The organism is Acinetobacter sp. NIPH 817 (genome assembly GCF_000368405.1).
Classification (GTDB): Bacteria; Pseudomonadota; Gammaproteobacteria; order Pseudomonadales; family Moraxellaceae; genus Acinetobacter.
Window position 1 is genome coordinate 2,755,909 of sequence record NZ_KB849420.1, and the last position, 14,879, is coordinate 2,770,787.

A 14,879-nucleotide genomic window follows, 5' to 3' on the forward strand; every position below is an offset into this window, starting at 1 on the left:
GGACTTGATTAGCCCTCAACCCATTTACCATCTTGGTAAACTAGGCTCCATTTAGTTTGTTTACCTTCTGGGGTTTCTGAACCGACATATTGTGATTGATTCTTACGACTGAATTTCACAATTGTTGGATTACCTTCAGGGTCTACATCTGGCGCTTGTAAAATAAATTGATATTTTGGATCAAGCTGAGCTGCCACACTACGTAACTCTGCAACTTTTGGCGCACGTGTTTCACGAATTTTCGGGAATTTACTCGCTGCCAAGAATAAGCCCGCCGCACCATCACGCAACACAAAGAAGTCATCATGTTTCGTTGAACGTAAATGTTCCATCTTGATAGGTTCTACACGTGGAGGTGCAGGTTGACCACTCTTCAAGACTTTACGGGTATTGTCACAACTGGTACAAGCGAAATACGGACCAAAACGACCCGTCTTAAGCTGCATTTCACCATCACATTTATCACATGGGATCGTTGGCCCATCATAACCCTTAATCTTGAACTCACCTTCTTCAAGCTCAAAACCATCGCAATCAGGGTTATTACCACATACGTGCAGTTTACGGCCACCATCAATCACATAGCTGTCCATGGCAGTGCCACATTTTGCACAGCGATGCTTTGACATCAAGTCAGCAGTTTCAGCACCATCATCATCAGATAATGCAGCTAAAGACTCAACAGGTGTTAAGTTCAATGTACCCTTACAACGCTCTTTAGGCGGCAAGTTATAGCCAGAACATCCTAAGAATACACCAGTTGTACCCGTACGAATTTGCATTGGACGTGAACATTCAGGGCAATGTACAGCTGGGACTTCAACTGGTTGGTTACGGCGCATGCCATGCTCGCCTTGAGCATTGGTCAGACGTTTCTTAAAGTCACCGTAGAAAGTATCGAGTAACTCTTTCCAGTTACGCTCACCTGTTGCAACTTTATCGAGCTGTCCTTCAAGGTCTGCCGTAAACGCATAGTTCATCAAGTTATTAAAACTTTCATCCAGACGATCCGTCACAATCTCACCCATTTTTTCGGCGAAAAGACGACGGTTTTCTAACTTAACGTAACCACGTTCCTGAATAGTAGAAATAATCGCTGCATAAGTCGAAGGACGACCAATACTACGTTTTTCAAGTTCTTTAACTAAAGATGCTTCAGTAAAACGTGCAGGTGGTTTAGTAAAGTGCTGACTTGGATCTAACTTTTCTAACTTTAAGATTTCGCCTACTTTAATAGCAGGTAAAATAATATCGTCATCTGACTTATTCGCGCCACGTACTTTAGTGAAGCCTTCAAATACAAGCGTACGGCCTTTCGCCTTTAACTCAACATTCGCTGCTTCAACAATCAAAGTAGAAGACAAATATTCTGCTGGCGTCATTTGACACGCAACAAACTGACGCCAGATCAAATCATATAGACGTTGAGCATCACGCTCTACACCCGCAAGCTGATCACCTGTAAGTGCAACATTTGACGGACGAATCGCCTCATGGGCTTCTTGAGCACCCGCTTTGTTCCCATAGCGGTTTGGCTTTGCCGGTAAATATTTTTCACCATATTGGCTTTCAATATGCGCACGTACCATGCTTACTGCATCATCACTCAAAAAAGTTGAGTCAGTACGCATATAGGTAATAAAACCAGCTTCATATAAACGCTGAGCCAACATCATGGTTTTCTTCACAGAAAAGCCTAAACGTGTACTCGCAGCCTGTTGCAGAGTTGAAGTAATGTAAGGTGCGCTTGGATTAACCTTAGTTGGTTTATCTTCACGCTGTGCAACTTTATATTCAGCACCTTTTAAAACATCTAATAAAGCATCAGTTTCAGCTTTATTTTTCAGTTTAAGGGTTTTACCAGCCTGTCTAAATGCCTCAAGACGAATCTCATCTTTTTTCGCTTGGGTATCTGCAAAAACTTGCCAATATTCTTCTGGAATAAAAGCACGAATTTCTCGCTCACGTTCTACAACCAGTTTCACTGCTACTGACTGCACGCGTCCAGCCGATAAACCACGGGCAATTTTTTCCCAAAGTAATGGCGAAACCATAAAGCCCACAACACGGTCTAAGAAACGGCGTGCTTGCTGAGCATTTACACGGTTTAAATCTAGACGTGTTGGCTGTTTAAATGCTTCTTGAATGGCATTTTTAGTAATTTCGTTAAATACCACGCGGTGATAACGGCTGTCATCACCACCAATCACTTCTCTTAGGTGCCAAGCAATGGCTTCCCCTTCTCTATCCAAGTCCGTTGCGAGATAGATTGCATCGGCATCTTTGGCGAGTTTTTTGAGTTCAGCTACAACATTTTCTTTACCAGGCAGAACTTCGTAATGAGCTTCCCAACCATGTTCAGGATCAACCCCCATACGATTAACTAAAGCCTGACTCGCTTTTTGTTCTTTTTCGGCTTCGGTGAGTTTAGTCCGGGCAGCCGGCTTTTTCTCTGTTGATTTACTGCCGCCTGTTGGCAAATCACGTACGTGACCTACAGAAGACTTTACAATGAATTGCGAACCCAAATATTTATTGATGGTTTTCGCTTTGGCAGGCGACTCCACAATCACTAAGGCACGTTTATGTGCAGCAGGTGCAGTAGATGCTGTGCTTTGAGATGCAGAGCGCGAGGTATTCGCCATATAAAATGTTATTCCTATACCAATAAATTTAAAAATCAGGCTTTAGCCAAGGTCAACAGATAAGCCTTCATCTCATCTAATTGTGTTGCTCTCAGGTCTGATTCCTCATCCCAATAAAGCCCTACACAGTTTGCCTGCATATCAATAGCATAAATCCCTTTTAATGCAATGGGAGAATCATTAAATTTCTCATCGCCCTGAACCACTTTTAACTTGCCGTCTATAACACGAGCACGCATTAAGGATAAACGGGCATCAGGAATCAATACACTATAATAAGCAACCATGCTGGCACGCTTTTCAGTAGCCATTGGGACATGTGTCCATTCAGGTGCAACAATTACACGTGGATGCAACCCTATTTTTCGGGCTTTATCACGCATAATACCAAGTGCCTTTTCACGTGGGCTCACTCTTAAACCAAAAATGGAGCCTAGTACGAAAAGAACAATGATAACGGTAACCCAAATTCCCATATTGTCCATAGCAAAACCTATTAATCTCTTTTATTAGAGTTGCATAAGCTGACCAGAAAACGCAAGTTACATCAGAAAAATAATGCCCAATAAGATCGCAAGAACCAAAATATCAGTATTTCACGGTGCAAATTGCCATGTTGTCATGCAAATATAGTTAAGAGTTCCGACCATCATTAACAAGCGTCAACTTTCCAAATCGGTCGATATGGGCATCACCCCACAGTTTTAAAGCAAATAAAATTTGCTCAAGACTTTGTCCTAATTCGGTCAGGCAATATTCCACTTTAGGTGGGACCTGAGGGTAAACTTCCCGATGAACAATTCCGTCTTGCTCTAACTCACGTAACTGATTTGTCAGCATTCTTTGGGTAATGCTCGGAACACGCTTTCGAATTTCATTAAACCGTAAGGTACCTTCATTAAATAAATGCCAAAGAATGACGCATTTCCACTTTCCGTCAATCAAACTAATGGCCGCCTCCACGGAACAACCTGGAGAGCAATCAAAACTTGAATGTCGTAGTTTTGCCATTTTACAGTATCCTTTTTGACACTATGAGCGTTATTTGTCTGTAGTCACTAAATTTAAGCTTACGTTATGATCAAACTCTCAACAAGAGGAATTATTATTATGAAAGCTGTGGCATATCAAAAAGCAGGTCCCATTACGTCACCAGAAGCACTCGTTGATATTGAACTCGACACTCCCGTTGCAGAAGGTCATGATTTACTTGTTCGTGTTCAGGCGATTTCAGTTAATCCGGTTGATACAAAAATTCGCAACAATGTAAATCCAGAAAATAATCAGTGGAAAACTCTTGGTTGGGATGCGGTAGGCATCGTTGAAGCTATTGGAGATCAAGTCTCGCAATTTAAAGTCGGAGATGCAGTCTGGTATGCAGGTGCACTCAATCGCCAAGGTAGTAATAGTGAATTGCAGTTGGTTGATGAACGTATTGTGGGTCATAAACCAAAAACTTTAGAAGCAACTGAAGCAGCTGCTCTTCCTTTAACTGCTATCACGGCATGGGAAATGCTATTTGATCGGTTACAAGTATCCAAAGTTACCCCAGAAAATACATCAATATTAGTCATTGGCGGAGCTGGTGGAGTAGGTTCAATCACAATTCAGCTACTCAAGCAGTTGACTAACCTAACAATTATTGCGACAGCTTCACGAGCAGAAACTAAAGAATGGGTTAAGCAACTTGGTGCTGACTATGTATTAGATCATCGAGAGCCTTTAGCACCCCAAATCAAACACTTAGGTTTAGATGTACCCTTATATGTATTCTCAACCACTCAAACAGATCAGCATCTCTCAGATATCGTAGAGTTGATTGCGCCACAAGGCCATTTTGGCTTAATTGATGATCCAGCACAGTTAGATATTAAACCTTTTAAATCGAAGTCTGTATCGGTGCATTGGGAGTTTATGTTTACGCGTTCAATATTCCAGACTGAAGATATGCAAAAACAAAGTGAACTATTAAATGAGGTCAGCAAACTAGTTGACGAAGGAAAAATCAAAACGACCGTAACCGAGGTTATAAGTCCAATTAATGCTAAAAATTTAAAACGAGTTCATCAGCAAATAGAAAGCGGCACAACAAAAGGGAAAATCGTATTACATGGTTTTTAAATAAAATTGAAGATATTCCCTAATAAAATGGCAAGTATTGAACTTGCCATTTTATTAATAGTGAGGAGGTTTATTCGTTAATGGATCAAAAGCGGCAATGCCTTCTGATAAATCCGATGATTCCACACGTTGATAGAGAAATTGCATTTGTTTTTTTAAATCAGCTATTTCTAGAGTCTGAATAGCGAGCTGTTGATTTAATTCTTCAACTAAATCATCCAAAAATGTAATTCGCACTTGCAAATCTTCAATGGGTGCGGACAATGACGCTTGATCATCATGATATGGTGGTTTAGTCATTTAAATCCTCATTTGAGATTCTGGAAAACATTATGGCCTATATTACCCTAAGGGATGTCCAACTTGCTTTTGGCGGACCTGCCCTACTCGATGGCGCGAACTTTAATCTAGAACGTGGCGAACGAGTCTGTTTAATTGGGCGTAATGGTGAAGGTAAGTCTACTTTACTTAAACTGATCGAGGGAAGCCTATTACCAGATTCTGGTGAAGTTTCCATTCAAAATGGTCTAACTGTTTCAATGTTAGCCCAAGACGTTCCAATGGACTCTGGCAAAGTAGCGGACATTGTGGCAGATGGTGCAGGTGAAGCTTCTGAAGTACTCAGAGCTTATCATGAAGCGACCGACGCTTGTATGTTAGGAGATATGGAAGCCTGTGATCGCATGGGTAACCTTCAGCATAAGCTAGACCAACTAGATGGTTGGGCATTAGAAAATAAGGTAAATGCTCTTTTAAGTAAAATGGGACTTGATCCAAATGCAGACTTAGCGGACCTGTCAGGTGGACGTAAACGCCGTGTTTTATTGGCTCGAGCTCTTTTGACACAACCAGATGTATTACTTCTAGACGAACCAACGAACCATTTAGATGTTGAAAGTATTGAATGGTTAGAAAAGTTTTTACTCGATCAAAATAATTTAACGCTTCTATTTATTTCGCATGACCGTTCTTTTGTAGATAGTATTGCAACTCGAATTGTGGAACTCGACCGCGGTATTTTACGCGGTTACGAGGGTAATTATTCTCGCTATTTAGAGCTAAAAGCTCAGCAAATGGAAGCAGAAGAGAAACAGAATGCTTTATTTGATAAAAAGTTAGCTGAAGAAGAGGCTTGGATTCGCCAAGGTATTAAAGCACGTCGTACGCGTAATGAAGGCCGTGTTCGTGCTTTAAAAGCTTTACGTGAAGAATCAAAAGCACGCCGCTCACAACAAGGCAAAGTGAGTATGGCAACTCAAGACGCAAATCGTTCAGGTAAATTAGTATTTGATATTGAACATTTAAGCGTTGCTTACGACGATAATTTACTGATCAAAGATTTCTCTACCCTTGTTATGCGTGGCGATCGTATTGGTTTGGTAGGTGATAACGGCGTTGGTAAAACAACGTTGATTAAAGCCATTTTAGGTGAAATCGAACATGGCGGTTCAGTTAAAACAGGTACACAGTTAGAAGTTGCCTATTTTGACCAGTTGCGTAATGCCTTAGATCTTGAAAAAACAGTCATGGCAAACGTTTCAGAAGGCTCTGACTTCGTTGATGTAAATGGCAACCGTCGTCATATCTACAGCTACCTTCAAGACTTCTTATTTTCCCCTGAACGTGCCCGTACTCCAGTAAAAGCACTTTCTGGTGGTGAACGAAATCGTATCTTACTGGCTAAATTACTACTTAAACCATCCAATCTAATTGTAATGGATGAGCCAACCAATGACTTGGATATGGTAACCCTTGAGCTTCTAGAAGAAATGCTGTCTGATTACAAAGGCACATTGCTTCTCATTAGCCATGACCGTGCATTTATGGATAACGTCGTAACATCTACATGGGTATTTGATGGTAAAGGTAACATTGCAGAATACATCGGTGGATATCAAGACTATTTGCAACAACGTCCAGATGATAAAGTTGTAGACCAGAAATCTGACGTTAAAAAAGCTCAGGCAAAAGCTGAAGCTGAAAAAGCCGCAGCTCAGAACAGTGCCAAAAAAGTCAAACTTAGTTATAAAGATCAGCGTGAACTTGAACAATTACCCGCTGAAATTGAAAACTTAGAAAAGGAGCAAGCAGAACTTTCTGAGAAACTTGCAGATGGTTCATGGTTTGTTAAAGATGCTGATGCAGCAACAAAAGCAAGCCAACGTCTTACAGAAATTGACGAGTTATTACTTGAAAAATTGGAACGTTGGGACGTGCTTGAACAAATGAGCAAAGGAAACTAATTAGTTTTACTTTCCTAAAAAGAACTTTAAAAAAGAGCCTTCTTAAATTAAGCAGGCTCTTTTTTTATATTGTGAATATAAGCTTTTAAAAACTTAAAGCTTATAAATCACATTCCTATAATGGATTATATCTTCGCTATTTTTAGTATTTTTAAATAGCCTTGGGCTTGAATATAAGAATTATGTTATATCTAACAGCATAATAATATTGGAGTGTTTTAGCATGCTGGAGCTTTCTCAAATTTTGGCATTTGGACTAATTTGTTTAGCGATGGTCCTCACTCCTGGTCCGAATATGATTTACCTTATTTCCCGTTCAATTTGCCAAGGGAAAACCGCTGGATTTATCTCTTTAGGTGGTGTAGCGGTAGGCTTTATCTTTTATATGCTTTGCGCTTCTTTCGGGATTACAGCATTAATTGTAGCCGTTCCTTACGCTTATGACACTATTCGTATTGCTGGTGCAATTTATTTACTCTGGCTTGCATGGAAAGCCCTACGTCCAAATGCCGCTCCGATTTTTAATGTAAAAGATTTATCAGTAGATTCCCCTGCTAAACTCTTTTTAATGGGTTTCGCGACCAATCTGCTTAATCCTAAAATTGCGATTATGTATTTATCTTTACTGCCACAGTTTATTCATCCACAACAAGGCAGTATTTTGTGGCAATCAATTCAACTCGGTACGATTCAAATTTTTGTCAGCGTTTCAGTAAATGCGCTTATTGTACTTTCTGCGGGTAGCATTGCTCTTTTTCTACAACAAAAACCTCTTTGGGCAAATATACAACGTTGGCTGATGGGAACTGTACTGGCAGGACTTGCTGTTAAAATTCTTTTAGAAAATCGCAGATAACTCAACCTTCTTATTTCATCCTATCTTAACACTCAATTGAACAGTATATTACGACGATAAATTCAGTTCGTGATACACTTTTGCCTGTTTTAACTTTTTGAACTCTTTATATCGTTATGAGCCAAAAGCAGCCTTATACGCCCGGTGAATTTCAATGGTCCTTTTTATTGCCTAAATATTGGGGTGTTTGGATTGCTATTGTCTTTTTAATGCTTTTGGCTATTTTACCTTGGGCCATACAATGGCGTCTGGCGCATGGCGTAGCTCATCTGGCTTGGAAATATCTAAAATCACGCCGTAAAACCACTATTCGTAATTTAGAAGTCTGCTTTCCTGAATGGTCTGCCGATAAGGTTCAACAACAAGCTCGACAAGTTTTCGTCGATATGATGCTTGGGGTATTTGAAACCTTAAATGCATGGTACAGCCCACGCTGGTTTAAAAACCGAGTCACGATTGAAGGTTTAGAACACATTACCAATGCCCAAGCTCAGGGAAAAGGTGTTTTATTACTGGGGACTCACAGCACGCTTCTTGATGCAGGTGGTTATGTGTGTGCTCAATATTTTGAACCAGATGTTGTCTATCGACCTCAAAACAACCCATTGCTCGATATGCTCATTTATCGTTGCCGTGGCACGATTTATAAAGCACAAATCGACCATGATGATATGCGTGGTTTAATTCGTCACCTTAAAGATGGTGATGCAATTTGGTATAGCCCCGACCAAGACTTTGGACTTAAACAAGGTGTTATGGCACCGTTTTTCGGCGTACCTGCTGCCACAGTAACTGCACACCGCCGCTTATTAAAAATCTCAAAAGCAGTCGCCGTGCCTTTATATTTTTATCGCCATGGGGATATTAAGAACCCGAAGTATCATGTACTGATTGAACCTGCGGTTGACAATATGCCAAGCGAAGATGAAGTCGATGATGCAACACGCGTCAATAAAATTATTGAAAATCAACTTCGCATCGCACCGACTCAATATATGTGGTTCCACCGTCGCTTTAAAACACGTCCTGAGGGATATGAAGAGATCTATTAAGATAAAGCTGTGATAATTTTAAATTGATATTAAGCACAACATTATTTATATGACTCGCGGGAACATCATCCACAACCTGCCCAAAATCAGTGAAGATACTGTTTCTGCGATATAATTTGATATACAAAAGCAGTGAACAGGTTTTGTGGATGAGAATGGTTTTGCCTACTTTTGCCAAAACAAAAGTAGGTCGAACCGAAGGTTAATCTCTAAATTTCGACTTCAAAATCGTAAGATCCCACTTTGCTACAACCTAAAGGCAAAAAACAATGAAAGTGATGCAACTTCTCCCAGAACTCAATAGCGGTGGCGTAGAACGCGGCACACTCGAAATTGCACGTGCACTTATTGCCCAACGCCATCAGTCTTTAGTTGTATCTAACGGCGGGCGTTTGGTCTCACAGCTCGAAGCTGAAGGTTCTACTCATTTAACACTGCCAATTCATAAAAAGTCACTGTCAAGCTTGTGGCAAATCCGCCCATTACGTCAGCTGATTGAACAGCATCAACCCGATATTGTTCATGTACGCTCTCGTGTACCTGCATGGCTCACTCATTTTGCTTTAAGAAAAATACCTGTGAACAAACGCCCTCACCTCATTAGCACGGTGCATGGCTTTTATTCAGTCAATCGTTATAGTGCGATTATGACGCAAGCTGAAAAAGTTATAGCGGTTTCTGACAGCGTGGTTAAATACATCACTGACCATTATCAAAACTGCCCTCCCCAAGATATTGTTCGGATTTATCGAGGAATTGACCCAACCGCGTTTCCACATAATTATCAGCCATCAGCACAATGGTTTAATCAAGTTTTCAATGACTTTCCTGAACTCGAAAATAAGTTTTTACTTTGCTTACCTGGCCGTATTACACGTTTAAAAGGTCATGAAAGCTTAATTGAATTGATGCAAAAACTAGGTGAACAATATCCTCAACTACATGCTGTGGTTGTGGGTGGTGCCGATGCAAAAAAACAAGCTTATTTAAATGAGTTGCAAAACAGCATTCAAAGCAAAGGACTCGCAGATAAAATTACCTTCGTAGGACATCGCTCAGATATTCGTGAATGGCTCGCTTTTAGCGATATTGTGCTCTCTCTATCCAATCAAGCAGAAACATTTGGTAGAACAGCATTAGAAGCGCTTTCAGTCGGTACGCCAGTCATTGGCTGGAACCGTGGAGGCGTAGCCGAGATTTTATCGAATGTATATACACAAGGTCTTGTTGACGTAGGAAATGAAAAGGCTTTACTGGAAACAGTTAGACAGCATATTGAACAGCCTCAAATCGTTGCCCCTGTTGCCATGTTTAGCTTGCAAGACATGTGTGATCAGACACTGGCTCTATATGAATCTGTACTGAAATAACTCCATAAAAAACCCGCGATCAACGCGGGTTTTTATTACAACAATAAAAATTCAGCTTTATTTAAGCGATGCTTCATAAGCTGCTGCTTTTTCATAGTCGTATTGTTTTTCCCATTTACTAATTACAAGTACTGCAAGTGCATTACCTACAACGTTCAACGCGGTACGTGCCATATCCATGATACGGTCAACACCAGCAATAAATGCCAAGCCTTCTACAGGTATACCAACACTACCTAATGTTGCTAATAGCACAACAAACGATACGCCAGGAACACCCGCAATACCTTTAGAAGTAATCATTAAAGTTACAACTAAAATGACCTGTTGGCTAATTGACATTTCAATACCGTAAAGCTGCGCAATAAAGATTGCCGCGATACTCTGGTAAAGCGTAGAACCATCAAGGTTAAATGAATAACCAGTTGGGATTACAAAACTAGAAATTGCTTTAGGCGCGCCATAAGCTTCCATCTTTTGCATAATACGCGGTAAAACTGTTTCAGAGCTTGCAGTTGAATATGCCAAAATTAATTCGTCTTTCAAAATCTTAAACAAAGTAAAGATGTTGATGCTGAACATTTTTGCAGTTAAACCAAGTACCACCAAAGCAAAGAATAAGATCGCGCCATATACCAACACGACTAACTTGCCTAAAGGAATAAGCGAAGCGAAACCGAAGTTTGCAACAGTTACTGCAATCAAACCGAATACACCCACTGGCGCATATTTCATGATGATGTGTGTTACACGGAACATTGTTTCCGATACAGCATGAAATACGTTTAATAATGGATCTTTAGTTGTTGCTGGTAATGAAGACAAACCAATACCAAATAACACAGCAAAGAAAATCACAGGTAACATTTCGCCATGCGCCATCGAACTAATAATGTTCGTTGGGATAAGCGATAATATTGTCTGCATGATGCCATGAGACTGTGACTGAACTTCTTCAGTTGTATGCTTATATTGAGAGATATCAGTTTGAACCAGTTGAGACATATCAATGCCTGAACCTGGATGGAAGATATTCGCTGCAACTAAACCCACCAAAATAGCAATAGTGGTAATAATTTCAAAATAGAGAATGGTTTTAAAACCAAGTCGACCTAAACTTTTCGTACTGCCAACACCTGCAATACCTAAAATTAAGGTAGAGAAAACGATTGGAATAACAATCATTTTAATCAGGCTAATGAAGATCTTACCAAGTGGCGTAAGAACATTAGTTACAATACTGTCTTTGATTTCAGGCTGATTATGTAAAACAGCCCCGACAACTATCCCTAGGATTAAAGCAATTAAAATTTGCCAAGCAAGGCTAAATTTAAAATTCTTCATAAGACAATCCTTATGCACCGCAAAGTATCAAATATGAGAGGGAGAAGACCACTAACTAAGAGTGAAACCTCAATATGTACAGTAATTTCCAAACAGAAATTTAAATGCACAAACAAATCACAACTCGCCGATCTGACGAGATAAACAACAATGCCTGTTGACGATCCAACATGTCAACGATCGGCACATTCTATTGAGATTTGTTAATTAAACAAGTCCAATTTATATCTAAATAGATTAACGCTCATATTTGCTCATCAATAACCTATAAAAACAAAAACTTAATGAAAAAAAAATTTGTATCTCTTTTCACTGAAAATTGCTCAAATATAGATGAGAACGTATGGGCACTTAGCTATAATTAGATAGGTTTTAAAATTAAAACTAGCTTAAAAATATTTCTTTTTTACGATAAATTAAATAAGGTATGTATAAAATATTAACCCGAGTTCTGCGTCCTGCAAAACTCGGGTAAATGAGGTTGTGCTTTCAGGTTAATCGTTATTTTTATCGTTTCCGTTCCAACATCTAATCCGTGATGCTATTTCCATATCAGCTTTGTGTATCCTTACGTGGGATCGTCCATTCCCGTTTCCATGTGCCGATGAATGTAGAATAAGGTTTTTATCATCCCCTGCCTATTCGCCCTAGACTCAAATCTTTGTAAGATATTGCTTACATCAATTTTTATATTCTTTTTATTTATAAGGCTGTGCAATTTTATCAGTCACCATTTTTTCTTCTTTTTCAGCCTTGGCAATCCCTTCTTGTATGGCGCTTTGAGCCTCTTCTTCATCAGTTTGAGTTTGTTCTAATTCCTCTTGAATATGTTCAAATATTCGACCAGTCTGCAAAACAACATATACAGGAAAATGATCAGATCCAATATATGGTAAACGCTGCATTTTGACTAAACCAAAATCGGTACTATGAAAAATATGATCTAAAGACCAACGCAGCAATGGGTAATCTGCATGAAACGTATTAATGAAATGTCGTCCAACTCGTGGGTCAAGTAGCCCACTAATCCGCTGGAACAATCGCGTAGTACGTGACCACGCTACATCGTTTAAATCGCCCATCACAATACAGCTTTCATCTAAGTCTTTAATCTGGTCGCCAACAATTAAAAGCTCTGCATCACGTAAAGTCGAATCTTTCGCCTCAGTTGGACTCGGTGGCTTCGGATGCAAACAATAGAGTTGAACTGGCATGCCAGATCGTAAAGTCACAGTAGTATGAATAGAGGGAATTTCATCACTTAAAATAAATTTAACTTCAGTATTCGATAGAGGTAATCGACTATATAAATGCATGCCGTATAAATTATCTAAAGGCACGGGAACACGATAAGGATAATCTTCTTCAATTTCTTTTAAAGCATTTTCCCAAGTCTTATCACTTTCCAATGTAAGTAACAAATCTGGTTTTAATGTCCTGATCTGTTCAAGCAATAAATGATATTTATCATTTGGGGTTAGAACATTCGATACAATTAAGGAAATTTGCTTTTGCTGATCTAACTGGGATGATTTGACCTGTTTAACCTGCTTTTTCCAGAGCAAGGTATAAGGCAAAACCATTTTTAGTTGGTAGGCGATGGCCGCCATAAGCACAGCAAGCACTATTTCACGCCCTAGAGTCCATTCAGTCGGCCAAAACAGCATACCAACAAAGGCTAATAGACCAACAAATAGAATCTGCAAACGAGGAAAATCGGCGCCACGAAACCACCACTCATCACGAGGAATAAGTGACCAGAAACTTAACCAAATCACCAGACCAGCTAAAACTTCGATATAAATCATTGAATTTTCTCTTTTAAGATGATTTGGTTTTTAATATTTTGTCATCTTTATCAATTTTGTATGTAACATAAACAAGATATTCTACTCAATAAACATGGTGTTTTGTTTCTGTAACGCTTGCAGTTGTGGACACTTTTGATACACTCAACTCCCCCTATTAATTTTAACGCACCGAGGCAAAATGACATGAAAGTAGGTCTGGTCGGTTGGCGCGGGATGGTCGGTTCCGTCCTTATGCAACGTATGGTTGAAGAGAATGATTTTGCTCATATTGAGCCATTTTATTTCTCTACCAGTAATGCAGGTGGTGAAGCTCCTTCATTTGGTGGTAAGACTGCCCCAGCACTTATGGAAGCTACAGACATTAATAGTCTGAAGCAAATGGATGTCATTATTACCTGTCAAGGTGGTGACTATACGTCTGAAGTTTTCCCACAGTTAAAAGCGACTGGTTGGGATGGCTACTGGATTGATGCAGCCTCTACTTTACGTATGTCAGATGATGCGATCATCGTTCTTGACCCAGTAAATCTTAACGTTATTAAAGACGGCTTGGTTAACGGCACCAAAACTTTCGTAGGTGGTAACTGTACAGTATCGCTTATGTTGATGGGTGTAGGTTCACTTTTCCAAAACAATTTGGTGGAGTGGATGACTGCTATGACTTATCAAGCAGCATCAGGCGCTGGCGCACAAAACATGCGTGAGCTCATTACTGGTATGGGCTACTTATATAACAATACCAAAACATTGTTAGATGATCCTAAATCTGCAATTTTGGATATTGATCGTCAAGTTGCTGAGTTACAACGTGGCGAAGGTTTCCCATCTGCTAACTTTGGCGTGCCATTAGCTGGATCGTTGATTCCTTATATTGATAAACAGCTCGAAAGCGGTCAGTCAAAAGAAGAGTGGAAAGGTCAGGTTGAAACCAACAAGATCTTGGGTAATTCACAAATTGTTCCGATCGATGGCCACTGTGTCCGTATTGGCGCGATGCGTTGTCACTCTCAAGCACTGACAATCAAGTTGAAAAAAGATGTTCCGCTTGATGAAATCGAAGATATGATTCGTACTTCAAACCAATGGGCGAAAGTTGTACCAAACACTCGTGAAGCGTCTATGACTGACCTTACACCTGTGGCTGTAACTGGTACCTTAACTGTACCTGTTGGCCGTTTGCGCAAACTTAATATGGGTAAAGAATATTTAGGCGCATTCACAGTAGGTGATCAGTTACTTTGGGGTGCTGCTGAACCTTTACGTCGCATGTTACGTATCTTAGTAGAATACAAGAGCTCATAATTTGGTCTGAATTATTCAGTCAAAACGAAAAGCCGATCACATTAGATCGGCTTTTTCGTAACTGGTTTGTAAAAATTTTACAATTTATTTACATTTCATTATTGTATAATTTTGAACGACTTTACGACTTATTAG

Annotated in this window: 12 protein-coding genes; 6 read left to right on the forward strand and 6 right to left on the reverse strand. The window is 39.8% G+C overall.

Translation table 11 applies throughout. The features are described 5' to 3' along the window. Positions 1-8 precede the first annotated feature (8 nt). From topA to F968_RS16605, 3 genes are all read right to left on the reverse strand, one after another. On the reverse strand, positions 9-2,645 hold the full coding sequence (topA, locus tag F968_RS16595) for a type I DNA topoisomerase (RefSeq protein WP_004794819.1): 2,637 nt from the start codon (positions 2,643-2,645) through the stop codon (positions 9-11). A 35-nt stretch (positions 2,646-2,680) separates the two neighbouring features. Further along, positions 2,681-3,130, reverse strand: coding sequence for a hypothetical protein (locus F968_RS16600; RefSeq protein ID WP_004794821.1), 450 nt, complete (start codon positions 3,128-3,130; stop codon positions 2,681-2,683). A 148-nt stretch (positions 3,131-3,278) separates the two neighbouring features. Continuing rightward, positions 3,279-3,656 (reverse strand): winged helix-turn-helix transcriptional regulator, encoded by a 378-nt coding sequence (locus F968_RS16605; protein ID WP_004794822.1) that lies wholly within the window; start codon positions 3,654-3,656, stop codon positions 3,279-3,281. Between the two features lie 99 nt (positions 3,657-3,755). Between F968_RS16605 and F968_RS16610 the strand changes: the two genes are divergently transcribed. Continuing rightward, positions 3,756-4,766 carry a zinc-binding alcohol dehydrogenase family protein gene (locus F968_RS16610; RefSeq protein WP_004794824.1) on the forward strand — a complete coding sequence of 337 codons (1,011 nt, stop codon included), beginning with the start codon at positions 3,756-3,758 and terminating at the stop codon, positions 4,764-4,766. 54 nt (positions 4,767-4,820) lie between these two features. Here F968_RS16610 and F968_RS16615 read toward each other — a convergent pair whose 3' ends face one another. Further along, positions 4,821-5,066 (reverse strand): SlyX family protein, encoded by a 246-nt coding sequence (locus tag F968_RS16615; RefSeq protein ID WP_004794826.1) that lies wholly within the window; start codon positions 5,064-5,066, stop codon positions 4,821-4,823. A gap of 32 nt (positions 5,067-5,098) precedes the next feature. Here F968_RS16615 and F968_RS16620 point away from each other — a divergent pair, with 32 nt between their 5' ends. The 4 genes from F968_RS16620 (at position 5,099) to F968_RS16635 (ending at position 10,287) form a co-directional block, all read left to right on the forward strand. Next, positions 5,099-7,009 carry an ATP-binding cassette domain-containing protein gene (locus tag F968_RS16620; RefSeq protein WP_004794828.1) on the forward strand — a complete coding sequence of 637 codons (1,911 nt, stop codon included), beginning with the start codon at positions 5,099-5,101 and terminating at the stop codon, positions 7,007-7,009. Between the two features lie 223 nt (positions 7,010-7,232). Next, a complete protein-coding gene (locus tag F968_RS16625; RefSeq protein WP_004794830.1) occupies positions 7,233-7,865 on the forward strand; it encodes a LysE family translocator in 633 nt (210 codons plus the stop codon). A gap of 116 nt (positions 7,866-7,981) precedes the next feature. Further along, a complete protein-coding gene (locus F968_RS16630; protein WP_004794831.1) occupies positions 7,982-8,917 on the forward strand; it encodes an LpxL/LpxP family acyltransferase in 936 nt (311 codons plus the stop codon). A 269-nt stretch (positions 8,918-9,186) separates the two neighbouring features. Beyond that, positions 9,187-10,287, forward strand: coding sequence for a glycosyltransferase family 4 protein (locus F968_RS16635; protein ID WP_004794833.1), 1,101 nt, complete (start codon positions 9,187-9,189; stop codon positions 10,285-10,287). A gap of 57 nt (positions 10,288-10,344) precedes the next feature. On the opposite strand, the gene gltP is transcribed toward F968_RS16635, so the two are convergent. Next, entirely contained in the window at positions 10,345-11,631 is a 1,287-nt protein-coding gene (gltP, locus tag F968_RS16640; RefSeq protein WP_004794835.1) for a glutamate/aspartate:proton symporter GltP, read from the reverse strand. Positions 11,632-12,329: 698 nt separating this feature from the next. Next, a complete protein-coding gene (locus F968_RS16645) occupies positions 12,330-13,439 on the reverse strand; it encodes an endonuclease/exonuclease/phosphatase family protein (protein WP_004794837.1) in 1,110 nt (369 codons plus the stop codon). Positions 13,440-13,625: 186 nt separating this feature from the next. Here F968_RS16645 and asd point away from each other — a divergent pair, with 186 nt between their 5' ends. Further along, entirely contained in the window at positions 13,626-14,744 is a 1,119-nt protein-coding gene (asd, locus tag F968_RS16650) for an aspartate-semialdehyde dehydrogenase (RefSeq protein ID WP_004794839.1), read from the forward strand. Positions 14,745-14,879 lie beyond the last annotated feature (135 nt).